Raw genomic sequence first — 18,463 nt, 5'->3', positions numbered from 1 at the left:
GTCATCGCGTTCGCGCCGAGCGCAGGGAGCGCAGTCGGGTCGCGGCGGCGTCGATGACCCCGTGCTGCTGGGCGACACACAACCGCACCCAGGAATCGGAGGTCTTGAACACCGTCCCCGGGATGCCGACCACTCCGGCGGCGCGCAGCCTCTGCCAGGCGTCGCCGCGGTCGACGGTGCCCACGAACACGTGGGTGCCCGCCACCGCCGGCACTGCCGTCAGCGCCGACGACTCCGCGACCGCGTCGAGGATCAGCTCGCGCATCTCCGCGAAATGGGCGGTGCGCAACCGTAATTCGTTGGGCAGCAGCGGGTCTCGGAGTACGTGCAGGGCGAGGTCCTGGGCGGGCCGGTTGGTCGACATCGACAGGTGGGTCTTCGCGGCGGCCGCGGCGGTGAGCAGATCGTCATCGCGCGCGATCAGGCACCCGATCCGGGCGCCGGGCAGCCGCAGCAGCTTCGACAGGCTGAACACCACGACGTCTTGAGCGCCCAGCCGCGCCCCGAATTCGGCCGCGCTGCCGTCGACGAGGGTGCTGTGGGACAGGTCCCACACCACCCAACCGTCCCCGTCACCGGTGTCCTCGGGGCTGTAGATGAGTCCGGTCGGGTTGTGCGGGGTGCACACCAACACCGGCACGCGGCCGCGGCGTGGGACCGTGCCGGGGACGTCGTATCCGATGACGTGCAGCCCGAGCAGCCCGGCCAGTTCCTCGAACCCCGGAAACGCCGGACGTGGCAGGCACACGCTCTCGCCGTGGTCGGCGATACAGGTCAGCGCCAACAGCAACGCCTCACTGCCGCCGGCGGTGATCAGCACCTGCTCGGCGCGGACACCGAACAACGCGGCCAGCACCGCGCGCAGCCGCCCGTCACCGGCGATCTCCCCGTAGGAGGCCACCGCCCCGGGGGTGAGCGTGCACGGCAGATCGGTGCGGGTCAGAAGCGGTGGCGAGTTGTCCCCGCGCAGGTCGAGTTGCCCTGACCCGACGGGGAAGTCGTCGTAGTCGTGAGCCACTACCAGCGCGGCGCGGCGGCTGATCGTCGCGCTCATCCCCGCTGCTCCGCACGGTCTTGCCAGTGCGCGCGCAGAGCGGCGACGCGCGGGGCCGGGATCTCGCGGACGTGGGTGAGCAGCCACAACGCGGCACGATCGAGGTCGACCTCCTCGCTCTGCGCGAATTCACGCAGCGCGTGTTCCTCGACCGGGGTCAGGTTCAACGTCGCGCACACCGCCACCGCCAGTGAATCGGCGGGACGTCCGGTGGTAGCGGCCAGGCGATGTCGGCAGATGCGCAGGAGTTCGGTCTGCTGATAGGTGGCCTCGGTGAGTCGGTGGCGCAGCAGCAGTGGTTCGGCGGTCAGGTTGCCGCCGCCGCGACCGAGTCCCAGCAGGGACACATCCAGGTAGGTCGCGCCGGCCTCGACCGCGGCCAGGGCGTTGGCGTAGGCCAGGTGCAGGAAGTCGTGGGCGTGGAAGCCGACCTCGGCATAGACCGTGCTGCGTACCGCGGAAACGAGGTCGCCGACCTGGCCCGGATGCAGGGCACCGCAGGTGTCGGCGAGATACAGCAGGTCCGGCCCGGCGGCCACGTCGATGGCGTGAGCGTGTTCGACGATCTCGACGCCGGTGTAGCGCGAGGCCAACGCAATGTTGATGGCCACCTGGAGCCCGAGGTCGCGGGCGTGGGCGGCCAACCGGGTGATTCCGGTGAGCCAGTCGGGATGGTAGACCAGCCGCACCATACCCAAGCCCGCGGCGGCGTAGGCGTGCAGGTCCGGCTCGGCGCTCAGTGCGCTGGGGTGCACCATCGCGGCCAGGACGGGACCGGTGTTGCGGGCGGCGGCGATGTGGTCGGGGCGCAGGTACGCGCCGACTCCGGCGCGCGCGACACTGTGCTCGAGCGGCACGCCACCGATGTAGCCGAGTTCTGCCACCTCGGTGCCCGCGGCGCACACGGCCGCCGCCACCATCGCGAAATACTCTTCGGGCCAGTTGAAGTCGACCTCGAATCCGCCGTCACGCAGCGTCACGTCCAGCAACGTCGCCAGCTTCCCGGCCGCGGCCGGTGGTGGAGGCGCGAAATGATCGAACACTCATCGCCCCCGCAGCGTCCGGGCCACCGCCGCCGCCGCGAAATGAGGGTCCAGATCCTCACGCGCGGTACACACCCGGACGTGGTCGGTCGCCCCCATCGCCGCGCCTCCGCGCAGCCGCGCGCCACCGGCCACCGGCTCCCGGGGCATGGTCTTGTCGGTGGGGACGCGGCACCACACGTAGAGGGCCCCGTGGGAGGTGACCTCGATACCGTGGGCGGTGAGCGCGTCGGCGGTGGCCGCCCGGGTTTCAGTGACCGACTCGGTGACCCCGGCCAGCCACGCTCGTGCCGCAGCGCTGATCAGCAGCTCTGTCGCGACCCGTTGGGTGAGCACGCTGGTGCACGAGGCGTAGGCGCCGCGATAAGCCGCCAGGTCGGCCACGACCTCTGGTTCGGCGTGCAGGAATCCGACACGCAACCCGGCGACCGTCGCCGACTTGGACACCGAGTCGACGACGAGGTGGTGGCGCGGGTCGAATCCGGGTGCGTGCACGGCCGAGACCGGCGGCTCACCGAAGACCCGATACACCTCGTCGCTGAGCACCTCAAGGTCGAATTCGACGGCGATCCCGATGATCTCGTCCATCACCTCCCGACTCACGCACGCTCCGGTCGGGTTGTTCGGATAGTTCACCACCAGCACCACAGGCCGCGGATCGCAAGCGCGCAACCGCTCGCGCAACACACTCGGGTTCGCCGCGACTTCTAGGGGGTCGTAGCCGAACACCTGTACTCCGGCGGCGCGCGCCCACAGCGGGTACGGCTCCCAGCCCGGCCACGGCACCAGCACCGCCGCCGCGGCGCGACGACGCATCAGGTACCGCAACGCCAGGAACGCGGCTTCCTTGCCACCGGCGGTCACCAGCACCCGGTCCGGATCCTCACCGCCGAGACCCAGATGGTCCAGATACGCAGCCCGCAACGGAGTTTCACCGGCGAGCTCCGAGTACCACATTCCCTCGATGCCCGCGGCGGCGGCGCCGATCTCGGCGCGCAGGTGCGCGGGCGGGCGATAGCGGACCTCACCGACACCCAGATCCAGCACCCCGGCCGGAATCGGCCCGGCGCGCCCGTAGACCGGTTCGGGCGCGGTCAACTCGGCCAGCAGGAAATCGAAGTACGGGTCGTTCACCGCGGTGTCCCGACCAATGGCAGGCGTCGCCGCCGGCTCGACGCGCCCGGCAGGGCGTTGGCCGCGCCCATCGCCGAGACACGATCGGTACCGGCCTGCCACTCGATTTCGTCGATGACACCGACCTCGCGGGAGAGCCGCGCCACCATGCGTTGATAGATGCGGGCTTGGGCGTCGGAGAAGAAGTGCGCCATCAGCTCGCTGTAGACGAGTTTCCCGGCCTCGGTCAACGCCAGGATGTCGCCGGCGATCTCGGCGTGACCGGCCGCGACGACGGCCTCGATCCGGTCGGCGTAAACCTGCTCGAGGCCCAGCAGCGGCAGATCCCGCATGTCGAAGCTGAGTCGTTTCGGGAAGAACACCAGCCCCTTCTCGTAGGCGTGCCCGGGAGAGGACCGGGTGATCGGCAGGCCCCCTGCACCCGCCGCGGCCACATACGCTCTCTCGTCGGCCTCGTTCATCCAGGCCACACCACGCAGGAACGAATACGCGCCCGCGCCGACGCCGACCGCTTCGTCGCGGTAGCCGCCGTAGAGGGTGGAGAACATGTACCTGGTCGCGGGCGCCTGCGGCGGGCCGAAGCAGTACATGTTCTGCTCCCCCATCGACTCCCCCAGCGCCGCCCGCGCGACGTGGAACATCCGCGACCGCTCATCCAGGTTCTCCGGCCGGGGCAGCTCCCCGGAGCGGATACGGTTCTGCCAGCCGGGCAGGGTCATCACGTAGTCGACCGGATAGATCGACACACTGCCGATCCCCGAAGACGCCGCCGCGCGCGCGTCGGCGTGCGCGTGGTCGCGGTCCTGACCGGGAAACCCGACCATCATGTCCAGATTGGTGTTGACGAAATAGTCACTGGCCCAGTTGATCGCGTCGTGGACCTGGTCGAGGGTGGCGGTGATGTTGACCTGTTCGCGGATCACCGGGTCGAAGGACTGCACCCCGAACGACACCCGAGTGATGCCGAGTTCGGCCAGCGCCGCGAACTTCTCGGGGTCCACGCTCTTCGCCTCGAACTCGAACGAGATCTCCGCATCCGCGCTGATCTGGAAGTTGACGCGGATCTCGCGCATCAGGGCGGTGATCTGCTCGATCGAGAGCACCGAGGGTGTCCCGCCGCCGATATAGACGCTGTCGATCTCCCAGCCCGCCATCCGCGGTGTCGCGCCCAAGGTCCGCAGCTCCACGAACAGCGCGGTCAGGTAGGCGTTCACCCGTTCGGTGCTGCCCACCGATTTCACGAACGGACAGAACCGGCAGATGGTCTCGCAGAACGGGATATGCACATACAGGGCCCTGCGCCCGGTGGCGTGGTCGCCCACGACCTGCGGGTCGGTGTGGTCCAGGAACGCCGAGACGATACCGCGATGGTCCGCGACGGTGTTCAGGTCGAAAAACGGATAGGAGAAGGACTCGAACGGAAGCATCCAAACCTCGAACAGGTGCGTCGGAACAACGGAATAGGAATCGGAACTGCCTTGCCGACGGCCCTACCGCGCGAACGCGGCGGGCCGCCGACAAGCCCAGATGACGGTTCGGACCCATCGGGTCCGGGTATGACGGTGCGTTATGCGCCGCCCGCGACCCAACCGGACATCCCGATCACCTCCTTTCCACCGATCCGACCCGAGACGACCAGCCGCCCGAGCGGTCCGAGCCCGCCGGGGTTGATGTCGAAAGTCGGTGTGGGCGAACCCCGCTCGTGCGTCGGTTTCTGTCCCTGTTCGATCGTGACGGGTCCGCCACGATGACGTCGCGCCTCGTTGTCGACCCTGTGTAGACCTTTTGTGGACTTCTAGTCGACCAAACCAATTCGAAGGAGGGTCGCCGGGCGGGCCGAATCTGTGTATGCGCTCGGTGTAGGAGATAGGCGGGGGCTGAACGGTTTACGCTGTGCGCGTCTGCCGGTTTCCGATGTTCGGGGGTGTGGTGCGCACTGTGTCGCGGTGGACCGGCCGTGAGTCGCGGGCTCTGCGTGAGGCCGGTCGGTGGAGCGTGCGCGATTTCGCCGCCGTTCTGGGGGTGGCGGCGCGTGTGGTGTCGCGGTGGGAGGCCGGGTGGGAGAGTCTCGTCCCGGCCAACGAGTCGCAGCGAATGCTCGATACGCTGCTGAGTCGAGCCGACGCCGAGGTTGCCGACCGGTTCTGGAACCTCAACGAGCAGTTGCCGCGTCGACGTCCCAAGACCTCGATCACCACCGAGGTCCTCACACCGACCCCGGAGCCCGGCTTGATCCAACGATCCGACGACCACACCGCACTGGCCGCGCTGCTCACCGACGCGACCGGCGCGGACACCACCGTCGCGCTCTGCGGGCCCGGCGGATTCGGCAAGACGACCCTGGCCACCCAGGTGTGCGCCGATCCCACCGTCCGCGCGGCATTCTCGGAGATCCTGTGGGTCGAGACCGGCCAGAACTGCACCCCGGCGCGGGTGCTGGCGTTGATCTCGGACCTGTGCGTGCACCTCGAGGGCCAGTCACCGCCGCTGACCACAGCCGAGCAGGCAGGATTCCATCTGGCCCGGATCGTGGCCGAGCGCGAGGTGCTCATCGTCATCGACAACGTCTGGTCCGCCGCCGACCTCGCGCCGTTCCTGCTCGCGCGCTGCACCCGCCTGGTGACCACCCGCAACATTCGCACCTGCCCCGCCACCGCGCGGCCCCTGCGTCTGGGGCCGATGAGCGGCGCCGAGGTCAGCGAACTGCTCACCCGCGCCGTGACCGCTCTGCCGCGCACGACCGCCGACCGGCTCGCCGATCTGTGCGGCGGCTGGCCGCTGCTGGCCACCGTCGTCGGATCCAACGTCAACGCGGACCTCGCCACCGGGGTCGACCCCGAACACGCCGTCGCCCAAGCACATCAGGCACTCGCCGCGCACGGTGCGCCCGCCTTCGACGTCTGGGACGCCGACCAACGCTCCCACGCGATCGGCCACGCCATCACCGCCAGCCTGCACAGCCTCGACACCGACGTCACCATCCCCGGTGGCAGCCACCTGCGCGACCGATATTTGTCGCTGGCGGTCTTCCCCGCCGCCACCCCGGTACCGATCCGGGTCCTGACCCACTGGTGGCGCTACGCCCACGGCTGGACGATCATCGCGGTGCGCCAATTCTGCCGGGCACTGGCCGACCGATCGCTGATCAGCGCCTACCTGCCCGACCGCGACGTGATCGTGCTGCACGACGTGTTCCGCTCCTACCTCACCCACCTCGTCGCCGACCGGTGGACCGGACTGCACCGCTCCCTGCTCGACTCCTATCGCGCGCTCGGCCCGGATTGGACAGCGCTGCCCGAACATCACAGCTACCTGTGGCAGCACCTGACCTACCATCTGCACGCCGCCGACCTCGGCGACGAACTCGTCGAGGTCCTCGCTCGCCCCGCCTATATCACCACCAAGGCCGCCACCGTCGGACCTTTGTCGCTGGTGACCGACACAGCGTTGCTCAACGAGAGCGCGCCCGCGCCGCGCCGGAACCCGGCGTGGACCACCGCGCACACCCTGACCAGTGCCGGGTTCTTGCTCAACGGGCTGCGCCGTGACCCCGACCGCGCCGCGACGCTGCACACCGCCCTGGTCCGCGCCCAACAACACGGCCCACCGTCCGAACCGGGACAACTCAGTTTCGCGACGCTGTGGGCCCACGGCGTCGACGAATCCCTCGGCCACATCGGCGCGGTCGTTTCGGTCGCGAACGCCGGACCGATAACCGTCTCCGGCGGCGAGGACGGCGCGGTGCGGATCTGGCACGCGCGCAGTCGAGCGCCGCGGGCGGTGTTGCGCGGTCACACCGGCTGGGTCTACGCCGTCGCGCTCACCCTCGACGCCGAACTCGCCGCTTCCGCCGGCGACGACGCTCAGATCCGGCTGTGGTCCCCGCGCACCGGTGAGGCGGTCGGGCTCCTGGCCGGGCACCGTCGACGCATCCGCGCGCTCGCGTTCACTCCCGACGCTCGGTGGCTGATCTCGGCCGCTGAGGACGGGAACCTGAACGTGTGGGACCTCGCGCGCCGCGCACTGCGTCACCCCATTCCCACCACCGGTGTCCCGCTGTGGACGGTGGCCGCCAACGCCGACAACACCACGATCGCCGCCGCGGGCCAGGACGAGTACGTCCGCCTCTACGACCTGGCCACCGGGGAACTCCTCGACGAGAAAGCCGCACACCGCGACTGGATACGCACCCTCGCATTCGCCCCGAACGCCCCCCTGCTGGCCTCCGGATCCGGCGACAACACCACGATCGTGTGGGACACCCACGACGCCACACTCACCCCACTGCGCGTCGAGTCCCGCAGCGCTCGGGTGCGCTCTGTCCAACTCACCGACGCCACCGTCCTCTACACCGCCACCGAGGACGCGGCCATCACCACCACCTTCGGCCACGACGTCACCGCGCGCAGTACGCCACCGGCCGGAGTCGACTGGATCAGATCCCTCGCCGCCCCCGCCGACGACGGATCGGTCATCGCGGGCTGCGAAGACGGCAGCCTGCGACAGTGGAACCCCGCCGACCCCGGACCACCACGCGTACTCGCCTCGGGCGCCAACACCGTGTGGTCGACCCACCTCACCGCGGCCGGACACGCCCTGCTCGGCTACGGCGACGGCTCCATCGAAATCCGCGACCTCACCACCGCCACCCTCAACCACACGATCACCGCACCGGCCGGGCGCATCTGGTCGCTGGCCGCGAACCGCACCCACCTGGCCGCCGCCTGCGCCGACGGCTCCGTCCGACTCTGGCCACTCGATACGCCGGACCAGGACCCCGCCCGGTTCAACGACGACGCACCCCGCACCTGGGCCGTCGCGCTCAGCGCCGCGGGCACCTATCTCGCAGCCAGCCTGCACGACGGCAGCGTCCGGTGCTGGCACCTGCCCACCGCCACCCTGGCCTGGCATCATCACGTCGAGGCGGGCCGAATACGGACTCTGGCTTTCGACCCGACCGAACGCCGGCTCACCGCGTGCGGAGGCAACGGCACCGTACACCTCTGGGACACCACCGACGGGCGGCACCGCGCCGGCTTCGCCAACCCCGGCGGCTGGGCACGATCGGTCGCCATCGACGCCAGCGGCGAACGCATCGCGGTCGGCTCCGGCTCCGGCGACATCCACATCCGCGACCTCACCACCGACCGCTACCAAACCCAGCTGCCCGGCCACGCGGGCAGAGTCCTGATGCTCGCCTTCGCCGACACCGCCGACACCCTGCTCTCGGCCGCCGCCGACGGCACCGTCAAAGCATGGTCCCTGTACGAGAGCGACCACGTCGCCGAGGTACGCCTCGACGCCAGCCTGCACTGCGCCGCCGCCGAACCCCGCACCGGACACATCCTCGCCGCCGGACCCGCAGGGCCTGTAATGCTCCGTTCGGGTGCGCACAGCATCATCGGTACACCAGCCACGCCACACCGGTCCGACACCGGTCGATGAAGGGACACCGACGCTGAACACGCCACCGCCCCCGATCCTGTCCGGTGTTCCGGAGTCCTTCGCCCACGACGTCTTCCACCAACGCCACCCGAAACTCATCGCGCGCCTCGAAGGCGCGTTCCCCTACCACCCCGAGCAACGGACGGCCCTGCACGCCCTGCTCGCCGAATCCACCACCGGTACCGTGCAACCACTGCCTGCTGACTCACACGACGCACCGGGGTGGAACTCCTGGGGCAGCGAACACTACGGAAAGCTCTGGGCGGACGTCCCGTTCCTGTGGGCCGAAAGTTTCTTCTACCGCAGGCTGCTCGAAGCCGTCGGCTACTTCGGCCACAGCGCTTGGCGCGGCATCGACCCGTTCGGCCCCTTCAAGACCGCCGAACTCCACGGTGCCACGGTCACCGGCCAACTCCACGCCCTTGAGGCATTCCCCGACCTGCCCGTCGAACAGCGACGCGACCAACTACTTCTGTCCTCACTGTGGGGCAACCGGTCCGACCTCGGATTCCAACTCACCGCCACCGCGACCGAATCCACCGACGCCCTGCTCATCGACGACAGCCCCACCCTGTGGGCGATCCTGGCCACCGTGCCGGCCCCTTCGCTGCATCTGATCGCCGACAACGCCGGCGGTGAGCTCCTGCCTGACCTCGCCCTGATCGACCACCTGCTGACCCACGAGATCACCGCCCACGTCACGGTATGGGTCAAGCCGCACCCGTACTACGTCTCCGACGCCACCATGACCGACGTCCTGGCCATCCTCGACCTACTGACCACCGCGGCAACCCCCGAAGCCAATCGGCTCGGAGACCGGCTCACCCGCCACATGCACACAGCACGCCTGGCCGTGCGAACCCACGAATTCTTCTGCGCACCACTCTCGTTCACTCACATGCCAACCTCTCTGGCCAGCGAGCTGGGCACCGCGACCGTCACCATCCTCAAAGGCGACCTCAACTACCGCAGGCTAGTCGGGGACCTCCACTGGCCAGCGGTGACCCCCTTCACCACTGCGGCCAGCCACTTCCCCAGCTCCGCGCTAGCGCTCCGCACCCTGAAGTCCGACGTCGTCGTCGGACTCACCGACCACCAACGACGCCAACTCGACACCGCCGATCCACGATGGCGAACCAACGGCACTCGCGCGCTAGTCAGCGCCCACCAGCGAACCGCTACTCCCAGCGCATCACAAGGAAACACGTCAACAACCACCGATGTCGGCCCGCAACTGCCACGGTGAGTGACGTTGGGCCCAGAGCTCCGGAATGGAGAGTCTGCGTGGCGCCATCCTCACGGTACGGGGTACCAACCGACATCAAGACCACCCCCTTCGCGACCTCGAACAGAGCAGAACCTCCGCGCGGAGTACCCGCCCGGCCGAGAGGGGGTGCGCGCGAGCGGACATAGGCATCCGGCCGCACGACACGCTCACCGCAGCGCACTCGCCTACGCCGCGCGCGGCCCGCGCAACCGGCGAGAGCCACCACGCGCACCAAGTAACAACTCGCGCGCGCCGCGATCACCACCGCGCGCAAACAAGACCGCCAGCTTGAAACTACAACGATTACAAGGACGACGGCCCGCAGCATGGCAACCCTCCACTCGCGCACGCTCAAAACGCCATGGCAACCCGGGTGTGCGCACTACCCCGGTCGCCGCGCGCACACCCGTCGGCAACCGTCCAACCGACCTCCAAACACGTCGCATAGGCCGCTGATCGGTGGGTTTACATCGCGCATCACCACACCGGTTCGCGCGCACCTCGCCCCCTTCTTCGCGCACAACAAAGTAGATCCGGTGAGAGACCGGCGAGTCAGCCCCACGCTCAGCATTCCAACGGAGATCACGAGGTGACCGACCCGCGCGCGTTGCGCGCGGGCTCGGCCCGAGCCGCGCACGACCGCGCGCGCCGCATTCCAGATCGAAGCGCTCCACGGGCATCCCCACGGCGGCTCGCGAATGCTCAGCCGCCGTCAGGATCGACTCGTTGTCGATCCACACGATTCGCCGACGACTCCTCGAACTTGGCTTGGAGCCCTGCTGGAGCCACACGCCCTCGACGGCAGGGCGCCACTCCCAAATGCTGTGACGGCAAATGCTGTGACGGCCGCAGCCGATCACGCGCCGCTGCTAGACGTGCTTGATCCACGCTCGTGGATAGTTCGGTGACGGCACTTCTGTTGTCACCGATGCAGCCCCGCAGTATTGCGAGGGAGAGTCTCCAGAGTTCAGGCGAGCCGTCGGCGACTTCCGCCAAGCCAACACGATCCGAAGAGATGCGGCGATGCCACCAACGAGATACCCGAAGGCGTTGGGGCAGTCACTGAATGCCACGACACCGACGAGTGCTAGTTCCGCCGCACGACGCGAGGGACCGGAAGTCCACAGGCGAGCAGGCCCCCACGACCAGGAAGAGTCACCGAGACACATCAATCACAACACTCTCGCCCCAAATACGCGTATGCGGATTAACGCACGCGAGGCCGCAGTCATTACAGGCTCACCCGACAACTGACTGATACAACCATTTTTATATTCCATCCGTACTCAACATCTTCCCAATCAGGTACAGGCGCCTCGATGTTGCAAACTTTCTGTGAAGTATGTATAAATATATCGAGCTCACCGCCAATCCTCCACCTCACACCGCCCACCTCTTGGGCATACACGCCAAAGCGAGAATCCATTGTTGTTCTTTCACTTCACCGGCGAATGTTCACCGTCCTTCCAAGCGCGGTACAGGCATCGCCACGTCCCCGACGCCTCGCCCCACCACCCGAGGCGAGCCGGCATCGTCATCGAGAGCGACGCAGCCACGAAGTCCACAGGAGAACCTGGCTCATGCACCCGCCTGACGTGCCTGCTGTACTGTCCCGATCCCGACTGCGCGACCATGGTCGACTCCACAGATCCACATCAGGCGCGGTGCCAGGAATGCGGCACGGACATGGTGCCGTGGACCGAATGCTATTGGCTGGAAGTCGATCCCGAGCAACTGTGGCGGTACCGGTACGAACTGGCAGTGCTGCTCCTGTCCGACGACGAAGACGGCGAAACGTCGATGTCGGAGCTTCACTCCCGTGCCATCGCACGGGCTTGGGGGAACGCCGACTACCCCGGGTTGGCGCGGTGGGGCGCTGGCACACAGGACCGCGACTACGCGACTTTGAAAGTCGAAGCCACCCGACTCGCGGAGAGTCTCGACTTGAGCCGGGATACTTGGAAGTACGAGGGATTCCCTGGCCCGCAGATCGACGCGGCATTCGCGTTGGCCCGCTATTTCACGGCCCGCGCGGCACCCACCGCGTAGGCCATCCACCGAGGGCCGCACGGCCCGGTCCTGCCTCACCCTCGACGGGAGGGGCTCATTCTCGTTCGACATGCAAGGTGCCCGACCGCATCCGGACTTCGAGTAACGCACTTCTGGCCGATCGTCCAGAATCCGGAGCACGTCGGCGTCGGCGCTGCGGGGAGGCGTGATCGTTTCCCCGCAGCGGTCAGCACATCGGCCAGGTCGACGCCCCAGCCCCTCAACGTCCCCACTCTCCCGTATGAAAGTTCCGAGCCATGCACGACGCGCCTCTCTACTGCACCCCGCCGTCAACCGCGGAGACGCGCGCTTTCATCCGGGCCGGGGCGCTGGGCATGATCGTCACCCCAGCCCAGGGCAACCGGGTCGAGGAGTCCTATCCGGCGTTCTGTGTCGACAATGGAATCTATACCGGAACATATCCAGGCGACCGGCAGTATCTGGCGTGGCTTAAGACGCTGCAACCCCACGCGGAGCGCTGCTTGTTCGTCGTGGCCCCCGACGTCGTCGGGGACCACCTCGGAACCCTGTCACGATCGCGGGACATGCTGAGTCGAATAAGGGATTTGGGGTTCCCCGCCGCATTCGCCGCGCAGAACTTCATGGAGCTCGACGCCTGGCACCCATGGGACGAGATCGACTGCCTGTTCCTAGCGGGAGACACGGAATGGAAGCTCGGCCCGCACGCCGCGAAGCTCGCCGCGGTCGCTTCCGGTCTGGGGTTGTGGGTCCATATGGGACGGGTGAATTCGGCCAGGCGCTACAACTACGCGAGAGCAATCGGCTGCCACTCCGTCGACGGCACCCACCTGGTCTACGCACCTGACCACAACCTCGGCGAGATCCTGTCCTGGGCTCGCGAATCCTCTTCCAGGCCCGAACTCATGCATCTGTAGGGCACGCGCAGTCCCGCGATCTGCGCTGCCCGATTCAGTTGTTGGCGAGCGGACACCGAGCCCTCCTTCCTGGCATCCAGGCCGAAAGTGTTGGTCAGCACCTGACACCTACGGCCACTGGACCAGGCGGGCTTGTCGCGCCCAGCCCAACGGCACCACGACCGCGTGTTCTCGACGGTGGCGCGTGATGGGCGCGTGGTATCCGTCGTACACCACATGCTCACGGACGCGAGCGAAGACAGCGCGGGCGTCGGCGATGGCGAGCGGCTCCATGATCTTGCCCTCGTCCACCGGATACGCTTCTCGCGTCTCGTGCCAGAGCTCGGATCGGATCACCAGAACGGCCTCATCGTCGCGGTCGTGGTAAGTCAGGACTGCCGTTCCGTCTCGCTGCACGGCCAAGAGCACGTTGGCGAATCCGCTCTGCACGGTGCTCACCGGGAATGATTGCACCGGCCGCATTATACGCAATTCGCATGCGCCCTCCGTCGCGCCGCACTCCGCGCCGCCCCCACCTCAGCCTCCGCCCGGCGTACCGAACCGCCACCGCCGGGGATACACACGCGCCGGCCACCGCCCTACGTGGCACTTTGTGTGAAGTATGTGAATTATGTATATTGACTTTGCTCTCGGATCTACATCGCCCGAATTGCCCTGCCATCAACACGAACACGAGCTACGCGGTGCGACCGCTCCGAACGACTCCCTCGATTCACCTCCTTCTACCAGAAACGTGAAACTCACCATGACAACACCACCGCTCCACACCGCTCATACCGAACCTCCGCACGGCCCCCACGTCCAACCCCGGATCGAGAACGCATTCCAGTCGATTGCGGGAATATGGGACGTCGGCGAGCCTGATCACGAGGGATTCCGAGCGCAGACAACACTCGTCGTGCTCTTCACCGGAGCCAGCTATTGGGTCCACTTGAGCGTGGGTGCTGTCCGGCGCGAGGGTGATCACAGCCGGACCGTCATCGACGGCGGACCGCTCCCTTCCACCATTCTCAACGAGGTCGACGGCAAGACCCGTTTTCACCGCGGAACTCTGAACAACCTGTTCACCATGTCGCTCGCTGAGGTACAGCGCCGCTTCGATGACGGCGACCCGGTCATCCGATCCTATTTCGACCCCGCCTCAGACAGACACCGTCGTGACACCGAGCCCCCAGCGAGGCAGCCCGCGCAACCCCTACTCCGTCGACACCCCAACGGTTCTCGATGAACCACTCCTGCCCCACTCCCCACCGGCCACCGCTCCGAACCTCACAACGCCGGTCAATCACCTTGGCCTGGAACATCAATTCCGCCACAGAGAAACGCAGGCACCAAGCCGCACTCGCCATCCACCACATCAGCCGCGCCGGCTATATCGCCCGACTCAACAGCCGGGTCGAACAGCACCGTAACGGCGGGACCGAACACGACTACACGGACTTGTGTCCCGGCTCGGGCGTGGTGATTCTCACCGAGGACGCTCCACGATTCAGCGCCACGCAACTCGCCGCGCTCACGACCCGGTCGCTCATCGTCCTCCGGCAGCGCTTCGACGCCGCAGAGGCGGCCATCCTCGCCCACTTCGATCCCTCCTCCGACCACTACACCCACTGAGGACTTCGGAACTGCCCCGGTGAACAACGCGTCGGCCACGTCCGGCCGTAGCCACATCACGCACGGACCAACCGATGCGACAGCAGCCAGAAGCCGCACGAACGCGCCGCCCATGTCAGGAGGAAGAACGATGGCCGTGAAGATCATCACCCTCGACGAATTCCATGACGACTACCGACACCAGTACGCCGGAACAGTCCACGACCTCATGCCCAGCACGGTCGAAAACTGGAAGACGGCCTGCCCGACATGGGCAAAGTGGCACTGGCAGATCGGCTTGGTCGCCGGATCAGGTACATGCCTCTACCCGGTCAACGTGGTCACCGGATGAGCCGGTGAAACACCGCCGAGCGCGAAGTCCACCGAGTACCCAACCCTCACCAAGCCGGGATGAGGGACCGGACAGCTAGCGACTGCCCGGTTCCCCGCCCAGAATCGTATCCGCTCACCCAGGCCGGCCCGGCCCCAGGCCGATTAGCCTCTCCAATGGAGCACCGAACTCTTGAAGCATCACTCACGCACCGATCACATCTCGGGCAGCGTGCCATCCCCCGCCACCCGCGATCACTTCGTCACTGGGTTGCGGTTGCCCGTCTACCGGACCGTCGCCGACGTCCCCGCCCCGACAGTGCCCCCGACCCATGTCACCCTCATCGGCCTCGTCGACCGCACCATGCCTGCCCCCGAGTTCTCCGCAGTGGCCGAGTGGTGTGTGACCCCGCCGACCGATGACGCCACGCCCGTGGTCGCGGTCCTCACCCCATTACACGACGCCGACCCCGACAGAACGATGAACCACCCCGGCGTCCACCTCGAAACGGTCACAGTCGACGCGCACCAGCGCGTCCACTTCACGGCAGTCCGATTCGCAGGTCTGATCGTGGACACCGTCAATTGCCAATGGATACGAACGATGTCCGTCGAGCTCGAGTATCCAGCGCCCCGCGCGGTCCAACTCTGGCATCACCGTCGCTGACGATTGCCCCGACTTCGGCGGCGCGCCCCGCAGCCGCCGAAGTCGGGGCAATCATCGCATCACGAAATCAACGATCCCATCCGGCCGTGAAGGAACAGCCAACCACCATGAACAACAACATCATTCGAATCGAGGCACCGGCCGTCGACGACTGGACGTGTCGATGCGGAAACTCCCCTGACACCGACGGATTCCAGCAGTGCAACGTCGAAGGCGTCGACGTCCAGTTGACCACCGACGTGTGGACCGGACTGTACTGCTGCCAGCGCTGCACTCTCATCCTCGACAGCAACACCTACGATCCGATCTGCCGGACTGTTTCCGCCGTCGCCCCGGAAGTGGTCATAACACCCGCCCCGCACAACCACACCACGTGGTCTCCCACCGACTGGGCCCGGATGCACAACATCCGCGAGGCCCGAAAGCTACTGGAGGTAGAGGTCACGCAGCCGCTGTGTGGCGATGTCGTGGAGTTCGCGGACGGCGTGCTCGCTCGCCTGGCGGAAGACGACCACGGATGGTTCGGGGTCCCCGAAGACCACCACGAACGCTTCATCACGCCATCGCCGCGCACCGCCACTGGTTTCGAGTTGTCTGATGACGGCACCGTGCACTACTACGCCACCAGGACCACCGCGGACACCGTAATCGACTCCGCCGAGTTGACCTTCGTCGGCAGCCGCCACCGCGCTACCACTGTCCACACAACGAGCACACAGCAGTTGCGTTTCCAGATCAGCGCACGCGTGTGGGCAGCTCCACGGGTCGCGCCAACCGCCACCCTTGCTCGGATCCGCAGTCTGATCGACCACGCCCAGCAACGACCGTTCTGCCCCGCCTCCCCCGGCCAGGACCCTGACTACGTCCAGTACCAAGCTCTCAGGTTGGTGAGCGGACTGGACCGGCACCTGACCCACCGCGGGCCCCTCCCGGCACCCTGGTCAACAGAGACCATCACCGACCGCTGACAAGGATGCCGCACAGGATCATCGTCGAGCATTCCGGCGGCGAGTGATCGCTTAGATCAGCGCCCCCGACCAGCGTCATAGTGCCCTCAGTGGCCCGAACCCAGGGTTCGGGCCACTTCCCGTTGGCGACCAATCCCCCGCATCCGATACCGGAATCGAACATCGGTATCCGCCGATGCGGTCGCCGTCCGTGCGTGATCGATCCGTGCCGCGGCGTTATCGCGAATCGCGAATATCGTCGCGCCCAGCCCCGTGTCGAGGTCCACCGGCCGCCGCATCCGCCGCGGTCGGCTCGGAATCCGCCCTCTCGTTGTCATCTTCGCCGAGTCCCGCAACAGACAGTGCGCGGTGCTTGATCAACCGAGCAATCCGGCCATTCGGCAGCCCAGTCGCGGTCGCGAGTTCGGAGACCGTCATCCCGCGCTCCCGCAGCCGATGCAATGCGTGACCTTGCCGTCCGCGTGCCCCGGTGATCGTCACATTGCAGACTTTCGCCGCGGCCAATGCCGCAGTGTGAAAGTCGTCCGCAGCCTGGTCCAACGCGGCACCGAACTCCACAACATCCTGACAGTCGCCCGCCGAGTCGACGTGCGCGCCAACAGATGAATCCATCGTCGACCCCTGGCCGGGCCTTGCGTGAAACTCGGCGACGGCCACCGCAACCCTTTGGTCTCGATGCAGGCCAGCGCGCGAAATCTCGTTGTTCAGCGTCGTCGCCGCAGCGTTGATGACGGTTTGAGCTTCGACGAAGACAGTCATGTCCTCCTCGTCCCGAGCAAGGCGTTCCATCTGCTTCGCATGTCGCGCCGCAAGACGAGCTCTGGCATCACGTCTCGCCGCCACTGCCGGTTTGGGAATCCCCGCCATCACGATCCTCCTCGTCCCGTGGCCAGGTGAATTCCACCGTACGCACCGATCTCGGCACCGTCACCGGACCACCATGGTGGCGGTCGAAAAGCGCGACGCGATTCCACAACCGGGAGTGTCCGGCGCAGGCATCCCGGACCCAACCCGAACCCCGTCCCGATTGACTCGTCTCCACAGACCTCAGGCCCATCTCACACTCACCCAGCCTCATCTGGTCCACCGCTCGTTGTGTCCGCTCTTCCTCGGCCTGTCCGGTCCGCGCGAGCCTTTCGGTTCGTGGCCGGGCTGGCCTGCGGCACGAGCAGTTGGCCGCACAGTCGGCGGCGCGAGTTGTTCGGACCTACCTTGCGGATCGTGAGGCATCGGCCTGGCGGCGGTGCAGAACAAGACCAGCGAGCAGCCGCGACGTGCATCTGCGAGTTCGCACGGATATCTCAGCGGCGAAGCCGTATCCAGATGTCGACGCTTCGGCTGGCCTTGTCGACCTCCATGCCGTCAGTCACGGTCGACCCCCTTGAAGGAATACAGACGCGCTGTGGCGAGGGTTTGTTGCGCGCCGAACTCCTCGAAGATCTCGACCGGCTGAAAACCGAGGCGGAGAGCGAGTTTCAATGAACGCTCGTTGGCGCATTGCGTGACGATCATCACCGGCTGGTCGGGCAGTTCCTCCGCAGCCACCCGAAGCTCTGCCGAGGCGGCCTCGAACGCGTATCCCCGGCCCCATGCATTACGACGAAGCAGATACGACAACTCGAGCTCGCCGCCCTCTGCTGAGAGACGCCCGGGCCGTTCGGCTGATCGACGGGTGAGCGCGAGTGTCCCGAGCAGGTTGTCGCATTCGTTCTCCGCAATGACGAACACCCGGGGCGCGGCCGTCGCGTTGGCGGTGCCGATCGCATCGAGATAATGCTCGACATCACGGCGTTGCCGCGGGCCGCCCAGATACTCGCGAACCTCGGGGTCGGTTTGCAGCTCGATGAGTCCTTCACGATCGCCGTCCCGGGCGTTGCGAAGCAGAAGTCGACCCGTCCTGATCTCCGAAACGGACACCGTCGGCGTTGCGCTCATCGCTTCATTGTGGCGCACCAGACCACTGTCCTGTGCTGGCTCGGTCGACAGCGCGGAACTCTGTCCGAGGTCCCGCCCGACG

Annotated in this window: 14 protein-coding genes; 7 read left to right on the top strand and 7 right to left on the bottom strand. The window is 67.0% G+C overall.

The genetic code is table 11. The features are described from left to right. Position 1: 1 nt before the first annotated feature. From ON30_RS35105 to ON30_RS35090, 4 genes are read right to left on the bottom strand one after another with little or no spacing between them, the layout of a single operon-like run. A complete protein-coding gene (locus ON30_RS35105; protein WP_040714756.1) occupies positions 2 to 1,054 on the bottom strand; it encodes a pyridoxal phosphate-dependent aminotransferase in 1,053 nt (350 codons plus the stop codon). After that, positions 1,051 to 2,097, bottom strand: coding sequence for a hydroxymethylglutaryl-CoA lyase-like TIM-barrel protein (locus ON30_RS35100; RefSeq protein WP_040714754.1), 1,047 nt, complete (start codon positions 2,095 to 2,097; stop codon positions 1,051 to 1,053). Before ON30_RS35100 ends, ON30_RS35105 begins: the two co-directional genes overlap by 4 nt. Next, entirely contained in the window at positions 2,098 to 3,231 is a 1,134-nt protein-coding gene (locus ON30_RS35095) for a pyridoxal phosphate-dependent aminotransferase (RefSeq protein ID WP_040714752.1), read from the bottom strand. Next, positions 3,228 to 4,658 carry a coproporphyrinogen-III oxidase family protein gene (locus tag ON30_RS35090; RefSeq protein ID WP_040714751.1) on the bottom strand — a complete coding sequence of 477 codons (1,431 nt, stop codon included), beginning with the start codon at positions 4,656 to 4,658 and terminating at the stop codon, positions 3,228 to 3,230. Before ON30_RS35090 ends, ON30_RS35095 begins: the two co-directional genes overlap by 4 nt. Before the next feature lie 499 nt (positions 4,659 to 5,157). On the opposite strand from ON30_RS35090, the gene ON30_RS35085 reads away from it, so the two are divergent. The 4 genes from ON30_RS35085 to ON30_RS35070 all read left to right on the top strand — a co-directional run bounded on the left by ON30_RS35085 (position 5,158) and on the right by ON30_RS35070 (position 12,888). Next, entirely contained in the window at positions 5,158 to 8,676 is a 3,519-nt protein-coding gene (locus ON30_RS35085) for an NB-ARC domain-containing protein (RefSeq protein WP_218006345.1), read from the top strand. After that, entirely contained in the window at positions 8,618 to 9,922 is a 1,305-nt protein-coding gene (locus tag ON30_RS35080; RefSeq protein ID WP_063720015.1) for a damage-control phosphatase ARMT1 family protein, read from the top strand. Before ON30_RS35085 ends, ON30_RS35080 begins: the two co-directional genes overlap by 59 nt. Before the next feature lie 1,653 nt (positions 9,923 to 11,575). Further along, positions 11,576 to 11,992, top strand: a complete 417-nt coding sequence (locus ON30_RS35075) for a hypothetical protein (protein ID WP_040714749.1) — start codon at positions 11,576 to 11,578, stop codon at positions 11,990 to 11,992. 257 nt (positions 11,993 to 12,249) lie between these two features. After that, entirely contained in the window at positions 12,250 to 12,888 is a 639-nt protein-coding gene (locus tag ON30_RS35070; RefSeq protein WP_051030449.1) for a hypothetical protein, read from the top strand. A gap of 108 nt (positions 12,889 to 12,996) precedes the next feature. On the opposite strand, the gene ON30_RS35065 is transcribed toward ON30_RS35070, so the two are convergent. Beyond that, complete coding sequence (locus tag ON30_RS35065; protein WP_040714745.1) at positions 12,997 to 13,326, bottom strand: hypothetical protein; 330 nt, start codon at positions 13,324 to 13,326, stop codon at positions 12,997 to 12,999. A gap of 852 nt (positions 13,327 to 14,178) precedes the next feature. On the opposite strand from ON30_RS35065, the gene ON30_RS35060 reads away from it, so the two are divergent. The 3 genes from ON30_RS35060 to ON30_RS35045 all read left to right on the top strand — a co-directional run bounded on the left by ON30_RS35060 (position 14,179) and on the right by ON30_RS35045 (position 16,446). Continuing rightward, on the top strand, positions 14,179 to 14,502 hold the full coding sequence (locus ON30_RS35060; protein ID WP_040714743.1) for a hypothetical protein: 324 nt from the start codon (positions 14,179 to 14,181) through the stop codon (positions 14,500 to 14,502). A 130-nt stretch (positions 14,503 to 14,632) separates the two neighbouring features. Beyond that, positions 14,633 to 14,833 (top strand): hypothetical protein, encoded by a 201-nt coding sequence (locus ON30_RS35055; RefSeq protein WP_040714741.1) that lies wholly within the window; start codon positions 14,633 to 14,635, stop codon positions 14,831 to 14,833. A gap of 569 nt (positions 14,834 to 15,402) precedes the next feature. Further along, positions 15,403 to 16,446 (top strand): hypothetical protein, encoded by a 1,044-nt coding sequence (locus ON30_RS35045; protein ID WP_157184075.1) that lies wholly within the window; start codon positions 15,403 to 15,405, stop codon positions 16,444 to 16,446. 216 nt (positions 16,447 to 16,662) lie between these two features. On the opposite strand, the gene ON30_RS35040 is transcribed toward ON30_RS35045, so the two are convergent. Together ON30_RS35040 and ON30_RS35035 are read right to left on the bottom strand one after the other, a co-directional pair. Beyond that, positions 16,663 to 17,313 carry a hypothetical protein gene (locus ON30_RS35040; protein WP_169334980.1) on the bottom strand — a complete coding sequence of 217 codons (651 nt, stop codon included), beginning with the start codon at positions 17,311 to 17,313 and terminating at the stop codon, positions 16,663 to 16,665. A 495-nt stretch (positions 17,314 to 17,808) separates the two neighbouring features. Beyond that, positions 17,809 to 18,381 carry a GNAT family N-acetyltransferase gene (locus ON30_RS35035; RefSeq protein WP_040714932.1) on the bottom strand — a complete coding sequence of 191 codons (573 nt, stop codon included), beginning with the start codon at positions 18,379 to 18,381 and terminating at the stop codon, positions 17,809 to 17,811. Positions 18,382 to 18,463 lie beyond the last annotated feature (82 nt).

Source organism: Nocardia takedensis NBRC 100417, from assembly GCF_000308695.1.
GTDB lineage: Bacteria > Actinomycetota > Actinomycetes > Mycobacteriales > Mycobacteriaceae > Nocardia > Nocardia takedensis.
The sequence above is the reverse complement of the archived record's forward strand: the minus strand, read 5'-3'. Positions and strand labels throughout refer to the sequence as shown.